General features: G+C 43.6%; 16 protein-coding genes. 6 read left to right on the top strand and 10 right to left on the bottom strand.

What is annotated here, in order from left to right; genetic code table 11:
* The first annotated feature begins 100 nt into the window (after nucleotides 1–100).
* Nucleotides 101–1624 (top strand): amidase, encoded by a 1524-nt coding sequence (locus QSH61_RS12115; protein ID WP_206471048.1) that lies wholly within the window; start codon nucleotides 101–103, stop codon nucleotides 1622–1624.
* A gap of 89 nt (nucleotides 1625–1713) precedes the next feature.
* On the opposite strand, the gene cysS is transcribed toward QSH61_RS12115, so the two are convergent.
* On the bottom strand, nucleotides 1714–3093 hold the full coding sequence (gene cysS, locus QSH61_RS12120) for a cysteine--tRNA ligase (protein WP_206471049.1): 1380 nt from the start codon (nucleotides 3091–3093) through the stop codon (nucleotides 1714–1716).
* A 199-nt stretch (nucleotides 3094–3292) separates the two neighbouring features.
* Between cysS and QSH61_RS12125 the strand changes: the two genes are divergently transcribed.
* Both QSH61_RS12125 and QSH61_RS12130 read left to right on the top strand, forming a co-directional pair.
* Entirely contained in the window at nucleotides 3293–3787 is a 495-nt protein-coding gene (locus QSH61_RS12125; protein ID WP_010371206.1) for a peptidylprolyl isomerase, read from the top strand.
* Between the two features lie 58 nt (nucleotides 3788–3845).
* Nucleotides 3846–4571, top strand: a complete 726-nt coding sequence (locus QSH61_RS12130) for a UDP-2,3-diacylglucosamine diphosphatase (protein ID WP_206471050.1) — start codon at nucleotides 3846–3848, stop codon at nucleotides 4569–4571.
* Between the two features lie 9 nt (nucleotides 4572–4580).
* Here the strand turns inward: QSH61_RS12130 and miaE are convergent, their stop codons facing one another.
* Entirely contained in the window at nucleotides 4581–5363 is a 783-nt protein-coding gene (gene miaE / locus QSH61_RS12135; RefSeq protein ID WP_206471051.1) for a tRNA isopentenyl-2-thiomethyl-A-37 hydroxylase MiaE, read from the bottom strand.
* A 209-nt stretch (nucleotides 5364–5572) separates the two neighbouring features.
* On the opposite strand from miaE, the gene QSH61_RS12140 reads away from it, so the two are divergent.
* A complete protein-coding gene (locus QSH61_RS12140) occupies nucleotides 5573–6172 on the top strand; it encodes a Yip1 family protein (protein ID WP_010606742.1) in 600 nt (199 codons plus the stop codon).
* Nucleotides 6173–6368: 196 nt separating this feature from the next.
* On the opposite strand, the gene QSH61_RS12145 is transcribed toward QSH61_RS12140, so the two are convergent.
* The 8 genes from QSH61_RS12145 to pspA all read right to left on the bottom strand — a co-directional run bounded on the left by QSH61_RS12145 (nucleotide 6369) and on the right by pspA (nucleotide 12997).
* The gene (locus QSH61_RS12145; RefSeq protein ID WP_010606741.1) at nucleotides 6369–6713 is read right to left on the bottom strand and encodes a 4a-hydroxytetrahydrobiopterin dehydratase; all 345 of its coding nucleotides are present in this window, start codon (nucleotides 6711–6713) and stop codon (nucleotides 6369–6371) included.
* A gap of 10 nt (nucleotides 6714–6723) precedes the next feature.
* Nucleotides 6724–7521: a phenylalanine 4-monooxygenase gene (gene phhA / locus QSH61_RS12150; protein ID WP_010371198.1), complete on the bottom strand. Its 798-nt coding sequence runs from the start codon at nucleotides 7519–7521 to the stop codon at nucleotides 6724–6726.
* A 255-nt stretch (nucleotides 7522–7776) separates the two neighbouring features.
* A complete protein-coding gene (locus tag QSH61_RS12155; RefSeq protein WP_206471052.1) occupies nucleotides 7777–8955 on the bottom strand; it encodes a trans-sulfuration enzyme family protein in 1179 nt (392 codons plus the stop codon).
* Between the two features lie 190 nt (nucleotides 8956–9145).
* Nucleotides 9146–10171, bottom strand: coding sequence for a TIGR01620 family protein (locus QSH61_RS12160; protein ID WP_206471053.1), 1026 nt, complete (start codon nucleotides 10169–10171; stop codon nucleotides 9146–9148).
* Nucleotides 10168–11580: a YcjX family GTP-binding protein gene (locus tag QSH61_RS12165; protein ID WP_174170019.1), complete on the bottom strand. Its 1413-nt coding sequence runs from the start codon at nucleotides 11578–11580 to the stop codon at nucleotides 10168–10170. The genes QSH61_RS12160 and QSH61_RS12165 overlap by 4 nt, the downstream gene beginning before the upstream one ends.
* A gap of 48 nt (nucleotides 11581–11628) precedes the next feature.
* Nucleotides 11629–12030 carry an envelope stress response membrane protein PspC gene (gene pspC, locus QSH61_RS12170; RefSeq protein WP_010606736.1) on the bottom strand — a complete coding sequence of 134 codons (402 nt, stop codon included), beginning with the start codon at nucleotides 12028–12030 and terminating at the stop codon, nucleotides 11629–11631.
* Nucleotides 12027–12260, bottom strand: coding sequence for an envelope stress response membrane protein PspB (gene pspB / locus QSH61_RS12175; protein WP_010371190.1), 234 nt, complete (start codon nucleotides 12258–12260; stop codon nucleotides 12027–12029). Before pspB ends, pspC begins: the two co-directional genes overlap by 4 nt.
* 77 nt (nucleotides 12261–12337) lie before the next feature.
* Nucleotides 12338–12997, bottom strand: coding sequence for a phage shock protein PspA (gene pspA, locus QSH61_RS12180; protein WP_010371188.1), 660 nt, complete (start codon nucleotides 12995–12997; stop codon nucleotides 12338–12340).
* 182 nt (nucleotides 12998–13179) lie between these two features.
* On the opposite strand from pspA, the gene pspF reads away from it, so the two are divergent.
* Together pspF and QSH61_RS12190 are read left to right on the top strand one after the other, a co-directional pair.
* Nucleotides 13180–14271: a phage shock protein operon transcriptional activator gene (gene pspF / locus QSH61_RS12185; RefSeq protein WP_174170018.1), complete on the top strand. Its 1092-nt coding sequence runs from the start codon at nucleotides 13180–13182 to the stop codon at nucleotides 14269–14271.
* A gap of 2 nt (nucleotides 14272–14273) precedes the next feature.
* Complete coding sequence (locus tag QSH61_RS12190) at nucleotides 14274–15881, top strand: ABC transporter substrate-binding protein (RefSeq protein ID WP_413782965.1); 1608 nt, start codon at nucleotides 14274–14276, stop codon at nucleotides 15879–15881.
* The last annotated feature ends 1 nt before the right edge of the window (nucleotide 15882 follow it).

A 15882-nucleotide genomic window follows, 5' to 3' on the forward strand; every position in this document is an offset into this window, starting at 1 on the left:
TGCTTTGTTCAAGCTACTCGCTTGACCTTTTACAGGGCTCGTGACTAAATAAAGGACAAACAAATAACAAAAATACTACTGCGGATTGGTAAAATACGTCATGAAAAAGTCCCTACTCGCTTTAACCACTTGTCTCGCGCTTGCGTTGCCGGCTCATAGTCAATCGCTTGCGGACCTTACCACGCTCGAAGCACAAACCAAAATACAAAATCGAACTTTATCAGCAACGCAACTCACTGAGTTTTATTTAAAAAGGATTTCACAACTTGACGACAGTGGCCCTATGCTCAATGCCGTGATCACGCTCAATCCCAACGCTTTACAAGACGCTAAAAAGCTTGATGCCGAAATACTCGCGGGAAAATATCGAGGGCCACTTCATGGCCTGCCAGTTATTGTTAAAGATAATATCGACACCAGGGCGCCAATGGCAACAACCGCAGGCGCGCTCGCCCTGCAACACAACGTCAAAACCCAAGCTGCACCGCTTATCATCCAGTTAGAACAAGCCGGCGCTATCATCCTTGGCAAAGCCAATTTAAGTGAATGGGCAAACTTTAAATCAAGTTTCAGCTCGAGCGGCTACAGCACGCTCGGTGGTCAAACCAAAAACCCGTATGTGTTAGATAGAACCCCATGTGGCTCAAGTTCAGGCTCTGCCGTTGCCGTCTCCGCAGGTCTTGCACTGCTCGCCATTGGCACGGAAACTGACGGCTCTATTGTTTGTCCTTCAGCACATAATGGCGTTGTAGGTATTAAACCGACTGTCGGTTTGGTTTCTGGTGAAGGCATTGTTCCTATTAGTCATAGCCAAGATAGCGCAGGCCCTATGGCAAAATCGGTGATGGGCGCCGCCTTATTACTCAATGCTATCGTTACCAATGCAAAACAGCCTATTGATTTTACCCAAGGCTTAAACGCCGCCAGTTTCAAAGGCAAACGAATTGCTATCACCAGTCATGTAGGTCAGTTTCCACCTGCAGTTCAAGCGGTATTTGCAAAAGCCGTTGCAACCATGAAAGCAAATGGCGCAGAAATAATTGAAGGGTTAGACTTACCTGAGCTGGAAGCTTTAGGCTCCGCCGAATTGGATATTTTGCTCTATGACTTTAAACATGATCTCAATGCTTACCTTGCCACGACACCAGAGCAGGTAAAAGTAAAAAACCTAAACCAGCTCATCCAATTCAACCAGCAACATCCCTCCACCATTAAGTACTTTGATCAATATTTGATAGAGGAAGCAGCAAAGAAAGGCGATATCACAGAACACCGATATCAAGAAGCCCAAGCTTTGGTTAAAAAATTTGCCCGCCAACAAGGCATTGATAAAATAATACAAGAACATCGCCTTGACGCATTTATCGCACCAACGAATACCCCAGCTTGGAGTATCGATATCATTAACGGTGATAACTTCTCAGCCTCGTCGTCATCTCCCGCGGCGATTGCAGGATATCCAAGCATTACAGTACCGATGGGTTTTCATCACGAGCTACCGCTGGGTATTTCTTTCTTCGCTGAGGCTTATAGCGAAGCGAAATTAATCAAGCTTGCCTATGCTTTCGAACAGTTGACTAATGCACGCAAAGCACCTGAGTTTAAGGCGACATTAACGCCTTAAAAATAATAGTAGTGTTATAAATAAAAATGCCTTCACACCGATTGATGTGAAGGCATTTTTATTTGCGTATCGTGTTGGTACCAAGAAGGTTAAGCTTTACGCCAAGTTGTTTTGCCCGCGCTATCTTCTAACACAACGCCTAAGGCAGTTAGCGCATCACGCGCTTCATCCGCTGCAGCCCAATCTTTATTTTCGCGAGCGCTGCGGCGCTTTTCAATCAATGCTTCGATTTGCGCTACTTCGTCGTCGTCTTGTTCACCTTGTAAGAAAGATTCAGGGTCTTGCTGCGCAATACCTAAGACTTCCGCGAGTTTCACAAGAATAAATGCATGCTCACCTGCAGCTTCTGCGTCACTCTCTTTTAAGCGATTCACTTCTTTTGATAATTCAAAAATCACTGGCAGTGCTTCTGGCGTGTTAAAGTCGTCGTTCATTGCTGTCTCAAAACGTTCAGCGTAAACATTACCTTTAAGCTCGACTTCCACCAGCTCAACGCCACGTAGCGCAGTGTAAATACGCTCAAGCGACGAACGTGCTTGTTCAAGGTTTTCTTGTGAATAGTTTAGCTGGCTACGATAATGACCATTGATCAAGAAATAGCGTACTGTTTCTCTATCAAAAGCTTTTAGCACTTCACGTACGGTAAAGAAATTGCCAAGAGACTTAGACATTTTCTCTTTGTTAACTTGTACCATGCCGGTGTGGATCCAGGTGTTCACATAACGGCCATTATTTGCGCAGCAAGATTGGGCAATCTCGTTTTCATGGTGCGGGAATTGCAAATCTGAACCCCCACCGTGAATATCAAAAAATTCACCCAAATGCTTTGAACTCATTGCGCTACATTCAATGTGCCAACCCGGACGACCTTCGCCCCACGGAGATTGCCACGCAGGCTCACCCGTTTTGGCTTTTTTCCACAATACAAAGTCGAGTGGATCATCTTTATCTTGTGCTACCTCAACGCGTGCGCCCGCTTGTAGCATTTCTAAATCCTGCTGAGATAACTGACCATATTGCTCAAACGTTGAGACATCAAACAATACATCCCCATCCTTCGCAACGTAAGCATGGCCTTTTTCAATCAAGCGCGCGATCATCTCGATGATTTCATCCATATGCCCTGTTACCGTCGGCTCAATATCCGCAGGTAGCATATTCAACGCAGTAAAGTCTTCATGCATGGCTTTGGTCATGCGAACGGTTAGATCATTAATCGACTCTTTGTTTTCCGCGGCGCGTTTAATGATTTTGTCATCCACGTCAGTAATATTACGCACATACGTGACGTCATAACCTAAATAACGTAAATAACGGTTCATTACGTCAAATGAAACGTAAGTGCGTGCGTGTCCTACATGACAGAAATCATAGATAGTGATACCACACACGTACATATCAACCTTGCCTTCTTTGAGCGGTTTAAAAGGGGCTTTTTGGCGAGTGAGTGTGTTGAAAATCTGCAACATGTAGTTTTCTTCCTAAGTACGGTTCATTTTTTAACAAAAGTGCTTTTAATCATACCACCTGCATAGCAGCGCCTCTAGATTTTAATAACAAATTACGGCAGTTTTTTGATTTTTTACGCTGATTTTTAAGGAATGCTTTTTCACAAAAGCCCAGTTGATATAAAATAGGGTTTTATCATTCAACACGATGGACACTAACATGGTTGTTTTAGAAACAAATCACGGCGAAATCCGTATTAATCTTTTCGCTGACAAAGCGCCTGAAACGGTAGCTAACTTCCTAAACTACGTAAACAGCGAGTTTTATAACGGTACTATTTTCCACCGTGTAATCGACGGTTTTATGGTTCAAGGTGGCGGATTCGCATCGGGTATGGAACAAAAACCAGTTGAAGCACCGATCAAAAACGAAGCTAACAACGGTGTTGCAAACAAAGTGGGTACCCTAGCAATGGCACGTACGCCAGATCCACACTCTGCAACTGCACAATTTTTTATCAATGTTAACGACAATGACTTCCTTAACTTCTCTAGCGAAACATCGCAAGGTTGGGGTTACTGTGTATTCGGTGAAGTTGTTGAAGGCATGGACGTAGTAAATAAGATTAAAGGTGTTGCTACTGGTTCTTCTGGTTTCCACCAAGACGTACCGCTTGAAGATGTGATCATCGAAAAAGCATACGTTGCTGAGTAATATCCTACTTTTTATTCAAGGCCAGTATTTATGCTGGCCTTATTAGTTTTGAGGTCCCATGGGTAAAACCTATTTTATCGCCGACTTGCATTTAACCGAGCACCGCACTGATATCACCGACGCATTTTTCGCTTTTCTCGACCATCATATGACCGCCGATGTCGACGCTTTATATATTCTGGGTGATTTTTTTGAAGTGTGGATTGGAGACGATGAAAAAGACCCCTACGCCCTGAGTATTGCACAAAAACTGCGAAGCTTGAGTCACCTCGGCATTCAAGTATTTTTTATTCACGGTAACCGTGATTTTTTAATCAAACAGGCCTTTGCTGACGAATGCCAAATGACTTTGCTACCTGAACAAGCGGTGATAGATCTATACGGCACACCAACGGTGATTTTGCACGGCGACCAGATGTGTACACAAGACGAAGCCTATCAAAAGTTTCGCAGGAAGAGCCGCGGCTGGTGGTGGCCAAGGCTGATGCTTGCTATGCCACTTTGGTATCGTCGCAGAGTCGCTGCAAATGCAAGACGTAAGAGTATTGAAAACCAAAAAGGCAAGCCCCTCGAGATTCTAGATGTCACCGAAGAAGCAGTGGCTGAAATGTTCGCAAAACATGGCGTAGACAATATGATCCACGGCCACACCCACAGACCAAAGGTGCACACATACCAAGGCGGTAAGGTACGCACTGTGCTTGGCGATTGGTATTCACAAAGCTCATATATCGTCGTTGATGACTGTGGCAAACAGCAGCTCCTTTGCCACCCTTTTGAATAAATTTAGTGCTTAAATAGGCGCACCTGAGTGGAACTTGAAATCAAGGTCCGGTGAGCTGATAAGCTCGTTTTCTACTTGTTGAAATAGTTTAATGCGCCCAGCTACATCACAGCGCTTAGGATCGGTTGCGTTGGCTACTTGATGCGCCAAATCAATATAGTCTTGGTAATGTCTGGCTTCTGAGCGCAATAGCGACACATAAAACTTAGCAATTTCTTGATCTAAGTGTGGCGCAAGTTTAGCGAAACGCTCACATGAACGAGCCTCAATGTAGGCACCAATGATCAGTTTATCAACCAGAGCTGCGGGTTCATAGGTGCGAATATGTTTGATCATTCCAGACGCATAGCGAGATGCTTGTACGTACTCAACAGGAATATCACGTGCCCTTATGATTTCTAGCACCTGTTCAAAGTGATGTAGCTCTTCTTTGATAAGCCTCACCATCTTACTCAAGATATCTTGATTGTAAGCATATTCAGGTCGTGCAGTTAACTCACCAATCAATTCATTTTTACTGCCTGAAAACTCGCCATCACCAACACTGCGATAAATAAAATCTTCGTAGGGTTGCAACCAACTTAACAATGTTTTTGCAGACGCATCATCTATTGCATATTTGCGAATTAAGAAGGCCGCACTTTGTGCCGCTTTTAACTCACAATGCATATGATCGATAAGCAACAATGGTAAGTGCTCGCTTTGTTTTGCTTTTTCAATCCAAGCTTGCGGGGTTTCACAGCCTAAAAATTGGTTAATAGGCGCAAGTAAATCTGTGTACTTTTCTAACATAACAACAAAAGACTAATGTGTTTGCGCCATTTTATCATAACTTCTCGCTGCAAGGTGCACCACAAGGCTATTCCCCAAGAAGTTTTAGATCATTCTGAAAATAGTAATATTGCTATTCAACTACATTTTCTTGACAAAAATTAACTCATCTCTCATAACTTAATTGAATTGTACAAAAATAGTACAAACCTATATTTGAGGGGCTAACTATGATCTTTAATCATCTATGGGGCTTATATGCTCACCCGCACGAAGAGTGGCAAACAATCGATAACCGTCACGAAAGTATGTTTTACAGTTTGTCACATATCGCACTTGTTGCGCTGATCCCAAGCATTATGGGGTATTATTCTTCGGTCTACTTAGGCTGGAGTGTTGGTACTGGGGATGCTGTCTATTTAACTCATGAGTCGGCAATATTAATTGGTGTTGCAATGTACTGCGCATTAATTGCAGGCGTCTTTATTCTGGCGTATCTCGCCCACTGGATGGCCATCACTTTTGGCTCAACACCGACCTATACACAAACTCTAGAGTTATCGGCTTACACGGCAACGCCAATGTTTATGTCGGCTTTTGCGGCATTTTATCCTGAGCTTTGGTTTGTCGTATCGGTTGGGATGGTTGCACTGGCGTACTCCGTTTATCTGCTTTATACGGGCGTGCCTATTCTGATGCATATTCCTGAAGAGCGCGGTTTTATTTATGCCAGCTCGGTTGTGACTTGTGGCCTAGTGCTGTTAGTCATCATTCTTGCTGCAACCGCTATCTTGTGGACTAATGGCATAATTAGCCCTACGTTTACGTAGCCTGAAGGTGGGATAAAAATAGATTAATCTATGTCTGCTAACGCTAGTTGTATTTGCTTGGAAAATGAAAAGACGAACGTTTTCTTGGCTTTTATCCTAAATGATGAATAAAAACGGCGCTTGTTTAGCGCCGTTTTTATTTTGTAGGTCGAAATATGACATGGGGTTGTCGATATTTGTCGACATAAATGTCGACCTACTGTGCTGCGAATACTTCGTCAGTTTTAGCGGCACAAATAAAATCGTTTTTATGAAGACCTTTGATAGAGTGGCTCCACCACGTTACCGTCACTTTACCCCATTCGGTAAGTAAACCTGGGTGATGGCCTTCTTCTTCAGCCATATCGCCCACCTTGTTTGTGAACGCAATTGCTTGTTTAAAGTTTTTAAACTTGTAAACACGCTCAAGCTGCATAATACCATCGCGTACTTCAGGTACCCAATCAGGGATCTGTTTGATCAGAACCGCTAGTTCTTCATCTGATACTTTAGGCGCATCCGCACGACACGCTTCACATTTTTGTGCACTTAAATCAGACATTGATAATTCCTTAACTTGCTAGTTTTTCTTTTGGCGGAAACTTAGGTTCAAATAACCCTAGCTCTTTTGCTTGTTCAACCTGCGACATGATATCCATTTTAGAGATCTCAAATAAGTCGTTGATTGAGTTAATTGTATAGTAAACAGGTTGCATAATGTCGATGCGATAAGGTGTACGTAACACATCTAACACTTTAAGCGGATTAATTTCTGGTTTGTCAGAGTAAACATATTGAGTCTCACCTGGGCTTGACAGCACACCGCCACCATAGATACGTAGACCTTGCTCAGTTTGCATTAAACCGAACTCGACGGTAAACCAGTATAAGCGTGCAAGGTATACGCGATCTTTCTTCTCAGCGGCATAGCCTAGCTGACCATACTTGTGTGTAAACTCAGCGAATGCTGGGTTTGTTAGCATTGCACAGTGGCCAAAAATCTCATGGAAGATATCTGGTTCTTGCAAGTAATCAAATTCTTCTCTGGAGCGAATAAAGGTCGCTACAGGAAACTGTTTGTTGGCAAGTAATCGAAAGAACTCATCAAAATCAATCAGTGCCGGCACTGGTGCTACCTGCCAACCCGTTTCTTTCGCTAATGCTTCGTTTAATTCACTTAGTTGTGGAATGCGGTCTTTTGGTAAGTTAATTTTCTCAAGGCCCGCCAAATATTCATCACAGGCTTTGCCTTCGATACACGCTAGCTGACGTGCAACTAACTCTGACCAAATTTGGTTCTCTTCATCTGTCCAAGCAATAACGCCATTTTCATCTGGCTGCTTAGATACATATTTACTTGCTTTAGCCATTTTACATTCTCACTTACTTCACCCCGAGTTTATGATCTTGCAATTTCAATTGCCGTCCTGTTGATGGTTCGGAGCGCTTCAACTTGTGACTTTGATACTAAGTAAAAGTGAAGGAAAGTTTAATAGTGCGCACGTTTATCACATTTCGCACAACAAGCATTTTCGTAAACTATAAAATACACACCTGTAAAATTAAAATTACACACATAATAAAAAGGGGCTAAACCCAGCCCCTTTGTAAAAATTAACTTACAGCTATATTTTATCAAACGCCTGCTTAAGATCGTCAATAATGTCTTCTACGTCTTCAAGCCCCACTGAAATCCGAATTAGTCCATCAGAAATTCCCGCAGCTAACCTTTCCTCTTGTGTATAAGGAGAGTGTGTCATTGATGCCGGATGTTGAATGAGCGTTTCCGGATCACCTAGACTTACCGCTAACGTACACAGCTCAGTCGCATTGATAAATTGTTCACCCTGCTCTAGTGAGCCGTTGATTTCAAAAGCAATTACCCCACCAGCCCCTTTCATTTGTTCACCAAGAAATTGGTAACCAGGATGCGAAGGTAAACCAGGGTAGTAGACTTTATTCACTTTAGGGTGCGCTTCTAGGAACTCTGCTACCGTTTGTGCGCTTTGACAGTGGCGTTGTACACGCAAAGCTAAGGTTTTCAACCCTCGATTGATTAACCAAGCATCATGCGGACTGATTGTAGCGCCAATGTCTTTTAACACGGTTAATTTGATAAGTTCTATGTGCTCTTTTGAACCGCACACGAGCCCTGCTACCACATCCCCATGACCATTTAGATACTTGGTTGCGCTGTGCACAATAAGATCAGCACCATAATTCACAGGCTTTTGTAAAAGCGGTGTCATAAAGGTATTGTCAACGACAAACAAGAGCTCGTACTGTTTAGCGATCTCTCCTAACATTTTCAGATCTAATACCGTCATGTTGGGGTTGATCGGCGTTTCGGCAAACAATAGTTTTGTATTTTCCTGTACCGCATCACGTAACGCGTGCTCATCGGTTAAGTCTACAAATGACACCTCAATACCGAATTTAGGCAACATATGCGCAAATAGTGCGAAGCTACAGCCATATAATGCGCTTGATGCAATCATATGGTCGCCTTGCTGCAAAAAGCTCAGCACCGATGCAGACACAGCCCCCATACCAGTGGCGGTCGCCGCAGCATCTTCCATTCCCTCGAGTCGAGCTACTTTTTCTTCTAGCTCTCGCGTCGTAGGGTTGCCTAAGCGAGTATAGATATAGCCGGGCTCTTCACCGGCAAACCGTGCGGCTCCTTGCGCTGCGTCTTTAAAGTGGAATGTTGAGGTTTGATACAAAGGAGCGGTTAACGCCCCATGTGGGTCGTCAAAATGATTGGGTCCGTGAATACACTGACTGTCATCTCTTAATTTTTTCATACTTGCCTGCTGATTTTATTATTGCCAACCAAATAAACATGGTAGTGAATTGATTAGCGTCGTTTTTGTGTAATAACCAATATGTAGGGCAGTTTAGAATAATAGACAAGCATGCCAGATGGGGAGACGGCTAGTTCACTTATTGTGACTAGCCAATTTTACTTAAAGAGGTGTATAAAATTGTTGCCGCTTAATCTTTTTTGCTACGCCTTAATAGCACATCAACGACTGAGCTAATCGCATTTTTTAAAAGACTTTGTTTGTGCTCCAAGCGTGGCAATGGTCGACAAAGTTCCATCGCCTTATAGCCCAAGCGGGCTGTGAATATCCCAGCACTTAGGCCCTGTGCCGAACGGGTAGAAAGCTTGCCAAGTAATTCAGCCCCCACACTGGTCGCAGCAAGGTCGCTTACCAGTTCACTTGCGCCAACAAATACCATTTGCTTCAACAACATTTTATACAAGGTGATGCGGCTACGATACGCTAATCGAATACCATAATGTTTGCTGATCTTTTCCACCAGCACGACTCCGCGCCAAAGCACCGCCAGCATATCCACAAGTGCAAGTGAACTTAAAGCAACTAAGAGCGCCGATGTTGTTGCATGAGCCTGAATTAGCTTTTTAGCTTCAGCATCTTGGCCTCGGAGCAAGGTTTTTTCATATAAAGTGATGACTTCTTTGTCTGTGTGGTGAGGCTGTAATGCCTCTTCAAATGCGGCAACCTTTTGCTCTGGATGCGCTTTTAATAGTGGCGCAAGCCAAGCTCGCGCCTCGCCAATTTGGTCACTCTGTAATAAGCGCTGGGCATCATGCTTAATTTGCTGATGTTGTTTAAGCTTGCTAAGTGCGATGACTTCCGAAAATAAGAACTTAAATAGCGCAAGCAACCCAAGAGACAACACGGTGGTGTATAGACTAAACAGCAGAATATTTTGCTCATAGCTCTCTATCAAGGTCAGTGCTGCTTCCACAATGATAAGTATTAATAGCGCAAGCAAAAAGCACTGCTTAAACCCAAATCGCCAAGGCGATTCGTAAATACGTTCAATTTTCGGTAACTCGGGTTCAGGCACAGCATCAAGGCTTTCACTCACAACCAGCTCGTTGCCGAGAACTTTGCCTTCACCACCCAAATGTTGAGACTCATCTTGGCGTTCAGTATCGATGTTTAAGCGCCTACCCGAGCCTTGGTAAGATTTTGTCTGATCTGTCATCTTAATTTATCTCCAATTAAGAACTGCAAAGCATGATCAAGCCTGATATGCGATAAGTTTCCTTGCCTGGCAGGTAGCGGCTCAAACGCTAAAAACTCAAACCCATTTTGAGGCCAAGCCTGCGATTTTGGAACGTGATCAGGCGGGGTTGGTGGCACATAATTAATAAACTGCTGCTCGCCGACTGGCTTGCCGTAGATACATTGCACATGTTGCGTCCCCTCTTTCACTGCCCTCGACTCAACACTTCTCACCGAAGAAAGAGACATCGTATCCACGGTTACCCCGTTGAAGCGCAGCTCATTGGCACTGTCCACCAGCATTTCATTTAACAACCTGGTCAAATTGGTCTGCTGCTCGTTCAAAACGCCATCACATTTGTTGGCGGCAAATAGCACCTTATCTATTTTTGGGTTAAATAAACGAGACAAAAAGCCACTTTTACCATGAGAAAACATGGCGAGGATCTGCTTTAACGCAACTTCTTGCTCCTTCAGTGTGTCATAGCCATCACTTAAACTACCCAATAGATCAACTAACACGACTTGGCGGTCAAACTGACAAAAGTAATCTTTGTAAAAAGGTGCGACGACTTGCTTTTTGTAGGCTTCAAAACGCTCCACAAGCTGTTGATATTGTGAATGCTCGGTAATGTCGTTTGGGTGAACTTGTACCGGGAAAAACAGCAATATTGGCGCTCCCTCAAGGTCACCTGGGATCAACGCTCTGCCAGGTTGCAAGTTAGATAAACGAGTGTCCCGCTGCAACTGCGCTAAAAGCGCATGGTAACTTTGTGCAAGCATTTTCAGCTTACTTTCATCCACCGCTTCCGTCCCATCAAACTGCTTGAGGAGCTGTAAAAACGTTTGTGCAAATGGCTGGTATTTAGGCTTATTTAATAATGCAAATTGCTGCTCACACCACTCGGGAAAAGTCATTTTAAGTAGCGGCAAGTCCATTAACCATTCACCTGGGTAATCATATAGTTCAAGGTATAGTGTATGGGTTTGCGCTAAGTGCTGTTTGAGTCCGCGTTCACTATGATACCTAAACGCCAGTGTTAAGGTGTTGATACGTTTGGTTGACGCAGGCCATGTTGGCGGCTCTTCCAACAAACAAGTTATCGCTTGCTGATAGTCAAAAGTTGGTACCGCCAGTGCCTTCTGCGGCTCAGGACGACACGCAACAAGACGACCTTCACTCACGACATCTAAAAACGGTAAGTTGTCGGTGCTCGTTTGGGTAGTCAGGTGCTTGATAAGAGCCGTGATAAATGCGGTTTTCCCGCTGCCACTAAACCCGGTTACGGCAAGCTTTATATGCTTATCAAAAGAGCGGTGGAGCGTTTTTTTGGCTTGTTGTTTTAACTTATCTAGGGAAGATGGGGTTCGAAAACGTGACGTAGTCATAAGTAGAAAAGTGCCCCTCAAGAAAATGCCAAGGCGGCCAATACCGCCTTATAGCTTGTCAATTTCTCTGCTAACCGTAAATTCAGGGGAAGTTACGTAGCGTTCCATGTTCTGAATGCGACCATCAAGTCGTGATAATCTGTCTTTTAGGTCGTAAAGTGCCTGTCTTGGCGGCTCGCCTTTTTGCCACACCTTAAACTTCACCGATACTTTATCTTCATCTTTTGCATCAGGTGAACGGTTTGGCGTCACTTCACGTTTATCTAAAATAAACCAGCATGCCACATACACGACGATAAATAATGGACCACCTGATAATAGCACGGCTGTGATGAATAAGATCCTAACAAGCCATAACTCCATGTTGAAGTAATCGCTAAGACCTGCGCATACCCCAGCTATCTTGCCGCGACTTGGGTCACGATATAGCTCTCGCTTTACTCTACTCATAACTTGCGTCTCCATTGTGGTGACTCTTGGTCAAGTAAAGCTTCTAACGTTTCAACACGATCTGCCATTTTTTCTGCCTTGCTGGCTAATTCGATAAGCTGACGATGCTCGTGTTCACTTAACCCTTGGCTTACCTGCTTTTTGCTACGGTAGTGCAAAATCAACCAAAGTGGTGCCACGATGACCATAAAAATAATCAACGGAGCCATTAAAACTTCTGCGTCAAACATAATCTTCTCCTGCCTTCAACCTGGCTGTTATTATTGTAGTTGGTTAGCACCTACCCTGACAGTAGGTGCGACTATTTTCACTTTTCAGCCATTTTCTTTTTCAGCTGTTCAAGCTCATCGTCAATCTTTTCGTTCTTTTGCAGATCAGCAATCTCATCCGCTAAAGATTTCTTACCTAAATCGTAAGATTCGATTTGCGACTCTAGGCCATCGATTTTGCTCTCATAACGCTCAAAGCGATTTAGGGCATCATCTACTTTACTGCTGTCGAGTGCCTTTTTCACCTCTAAACGAGATTCTGCTGAGCGCTGACGTAGTACAATCGCTTTTTGGCGCGCTTTTGCGTCGGCCAGTTTATCTTGTAATGTACTGACTTCTTGCTGCAGCTTTTCAATGTGCGTGTCTACATGCTCTAGCTCTTTTTCAAGGGCTGCAACATCTTCCGCAGACTTTTGCTTTTCAAGTAAAGCAGCACGTGCTAAATCTTCACGTTCCTTACTTAGTGCAAGCTCTGCTTTGGTTTGCCAATCATCTACCTGTGCTTTTAGCTGATCTAGACGGCGTGTTAACTCCTTTTTCTCAGCGAGTGTTTTTGCTGAGGTCGATCTTACTTCGACTAGTGTATCTTCCATTTCTTGGATAATTAGGCGAACCATTTTTTCTGGATCTTCGGCTTTATCCAAAATAGCATTGATATTAGAATTCACTATGTCTGCAAAACGAGAAAAAATTCCCATAGTGGTTACCTCTTTGGTTAATAGCTAAATTGCTTACTTCTATGTATCAAATAGCTTGCCAACTTTAACAAAATTAAAAACACAATAAAATCATAAGGTTATTTTATTTTTAAAAAGCCTTTAGTTATCACTTTTTTTAAAATACACTAGTTATTAGTAAAAACCACTAAGAGTTAGGCAATATGAGCCGTTTTCGCCAACAGGATAATTTATTAGGCCAATCTGACAGCTTTTTAGCTGTGCTAGACAAGGTTTCACAGCTCGCTCCTTTAGAAAAGCCCGTGCTTATTATTGGCGAGCGTGGCACAGGTAAAGAGTTAATTGCGGCACGTTTGCATTATCTCTCAGAGCGGTGGGATCAGGAATACGTCAAACTAAACTGTGCAGCCCTAAACGAAAACCTTTTAGAGAGTGAATTATTTGGTCACGAGAGCGGTGCCTTTACTGGTGCAAGCAAGCGCCATGAAGGTCGATTTGAACGCGCTAACAGTGGCACACTGTTTTTGGATGAGTTAGCTAATACCTCTGCGATGGTGCAAGAAAAGCTCTTGCGTGTAATTGAATACGGTGAGTTCGAGCGAGTTGGCGGCAAGCAAACCGTAAAAGTAGATACTCGACTGGTATGCGCTACCAATGAAGACCTCCCCACTCTTGCCGATGCTGGAGAGTTCAGACACGACTTATTGGACCGCCTCGCATTTGACGTCATCACCTTACCGCCATTAAGAGCGAGAAAAGAAGACATCTTATTATTGGCCGAACATTTTGCAATAAATATGGCTCGGGATTTAGGATGGGAGTTATTTAGCGGCTTTACCCGCAAAGCCATCGAGAAACTGCTTGATTACCCGTGGCCCGGTAATGTACGAGAGCTCAAAAATGTGGTGGAGCGTAGTTTATATCGTCATGGCAATGACCAAATTCCGGTTCATGATATTGTGTTTGACCCCTTTGCCAGCCCATTTAGGCCGAGTCAACGGATCAAAGCGCCAAATGCCCAGCCAACAACTGCAGCCACTCATAAAGTTGAGCCTTTGCCTGCAGCGCAACCGAGTAACGAACAACAGGCAGATCCTGCCCTCGAATTCGACTTCCCTTGTGATTTAAAATCGCTTTCCAACGACTATGAAATCACAATGCTGCAAAAAGCACTTGAATTTAGTCAATTTAATCAAAAGAAAACTGCACAAAACCTTGGTTTGACGTATCATCAACTTAGAGGTTATTTGAAAAAATACAACCTACTGGACCAAAACCAAAAACAAGAGGCATAGTGGTGCGTAAATTGTTTTTTGGTGTGCTGTGTACCGCTTTATTTGGCTGTACGGATCAGACGCCAAATAAAGTGAATGATAAGTCACAAGGCTTAGTATATTGTGCAGAAGCGAACCCTGTGTCATTTAATCCACAAGTGACCACAACAGGGTCTACGATTGATATTATTGCCAATCAGCTTTATGACACCTTGATCAGTATTGATCCTGAAAGCGGCGAATTCTTACCTGAGTTGGCAACGTCTTGGCAGGTCAGCGATGACGGTAAATCTTTCACTTTTACCCTGAGGGATGATGTCCAATTTCACGATACCCTCTACTTCACACCAACAAGAAAAATGAATGCCGATGATGTGGTATTCTCATTTAACCGTTTATTTGATGTTTACAATCCGTACCACTTTGTTGGTGATGCAAATTATCCTTATTTTCAAAGTATTGGACTCGACCAACTGATCCGCCAAGTAAAAAAAGTGGATGAACATACCGTTCGCTTTGATCTGTTCAACGCGGAAAGTAGCTTTTTATCCAATATCGCCACAGACTTCGCTGTCATTCTTTCTAAAGAATATGCCGATCAGCTTATACAGCTTGAACATAAGCAAGATTTTGATCAAAAGCCCGTAGGCACAGGTCCGTATAAGTACCGTGAATTTTTACGTGATAACCTGATCCGATATTATCGCCATGAGCATTACTGGAAACACCCGGTATACATGGAACAATTGGTCTACGATATCACCACCAATGGCACTAGCCGCATCGCAAAAATGCTAACTAAAGAATGTGATATTACGGCGCACCCCAGTGCTACCCAGCTCACCGTGCTTGAGCAAAGAAAAGACATAGAAGTTGAAAAGGCCGCAAATCTGAATATAGGCTACTGGGCATTCAACACCGAAAAGCCACCATTTGATAATCCGTTGGTCCGCAAAGCGCTGGCGCACAGCATAGATTTTGAAAAAATCATGCAAGCGGTATTTTACAACAATGGAATTTTAGCCCGCTCGATGCTTCCCCCTTCTTCATGGGCATTTGAAGCACAGCAAAAAATGCCAACATATGACCCTGAAAAAGCCAAAGAGTATTTGAAACAGGCTGGTCTTGAGGGTGGTTTTTCCATGACCTTATGGGCCATGCCGGTGTCGCGAATTTACAATCCTAACGCGCGGAAAATGGCTGAGCTTATTCAACGTGATCTACGTGATATTGGCGTCAATGCCAGAATCGTCGAGTACGAATGGAATACCTTTATTGAACGCGTTGGCCGCCATGAGCATGATAGCGTGTTATTAGGCTGGGCAGCAGATACACCTGATCCAGACAATTTCTTCAGCCCATTATTGAGCTGCACTGCGACATTTAGTGGCAAAAACCCTTCCAACTGGTGTAATCCGGAGTTTGACTTATTGCTCACTCAAGCGTTAGACACCAACGATATGGAAGAAAGAAAATACTATTATCAGCAAGCACAAAAAATGGTCATTGAGCAACTGCCTCTCGTCCCAATTGCGCACGGGCTAAGGTTCCAAGCAACTAGCTCTGATATCAAGGGCGTCTCATTACGTCCATTTGGTGGTATTTCGCTCGCTGAGGCAAGGAGAGACTAAC

The sequence above is a fragment of the Pseudoalteromonas sp. JC3 genome, assembly GCF_030291895.1.
Lineage (GTDB): Bacteria > Pseudomonadota > Gammaproteobacteria > Enterobacterales > Alteromonadaceae > Pseudoalteromonas.

What these genes read in the sequence shown, in the direction of transcription:
- cysS (WP_206471049.1), bottom strand. Translation starts at nt 3,093, where the DNA reads ATGTTGCAGATTTTCAACACACTCACTCGCCAAAAAGCCCCTTTTAAA.
- pspC (WP_010606736.1), bottom strand. Translation starts at nt 12,030, where the DNA reads ATGAGTAGAGTAAAGCGAGAGCTATATCGTGACCCAAGTCGCGGCAAG.
- pspF (WP_174170018.1), top strand. Translation starts at nt 13,180, where the DNA reads ATGAGCCGTTTTCGCCAACAGGATAATTTATTAGGCCAATCTGACAGC.
- pspB (WP_010371190.1), bottom strand. Translation starts at nt 12,260, where the DNA reads ATGTTTGACGCAGAAGTTTTAATGGCTCCGTTGATTATTTTTATGGTC.
- phhA (WP_010371198.1), bottom strand. Translation starts at nt 7,521, where the DNA reads ATGGCTAAAGCAAGTAAATATGTATCTAAGCAGCCAGATGAAAATGGC.
- QSH61_RS12115 (WP_206471048.1), top strand. Translation starts at nt 101, where the DNA reads ATGAAAAAGTCCCTACTCGCTTTAACCACTTGTCTCGCGCTTGCGTTG.
- QSH61_RS12160 (WP_206471053.1), bottom strand. Translation starts at nt 10,171, where the DNA reads ATGACAGATCAGACAAAATCTTACCAAGGCTCGGGTAGGCGCTTAAAC.
- QSH61_RS12145 (WP_010606741.1), bottom strand. Translation starts at nt 6,713, where the DNA reads ATGTCTGATTTAAGTGCACAAAAATGTGAAGCGTGTCGTGCGGATGCG.
- QSH61_RS12140 (WP_010606742.1), top strand. Translation starts at nt 5,573, where the DNA reads ATGATCTTTAATCATCTATGGGGCTTATATGCTCACCCGCACGAAGAG.
- pspA (WP_010371188.1), bottom strand. Translation starts at nt 12,997, where the DNA reads ATGGGAATTTTTTCTCGTTTTGCAGACATAGTGAATTCTAATATCAAT.
- QSH61_RS12125 (WP_010371206.1), top strand. Translation starts at nt 3,293, where the DNA reads ATGGTTGTTTTAGAAACAAATCACGGCGAAATCCGTATTAATCTTTTC.
- QSH61_RS12165 (WP_174170019.1), bottom strand. Translation starts at nt 11,580, where the DNA reads ATGACTACGTCACGTTTTCGAACCCCATCTTCCCTAGATAAGTTAAAA.
- miaE (WP_206471051.1), bottom strand. Translation starts at nt 5,363, where the DNA reads ATGTTAGAAAAGTACACAGATTTACTTGCGCCTATTAACCAATTTTTA.
- QSH61_RS12130 (WP_206471050.1), top strand. Translation starts at nt 3,846, where the DNA reads ATGGGTAAAACCTATTTTATCGCCGACTTGCATTTAACCGAGCACCGC.
- QSH61_RS12155 (WP_206471052.1), bottom strand. Translation starts at nt 8,955, where the DNA reads ATGAAAAAATTAAGAGATGACAGTCAGTGTATTCACGGACCCAATCAT.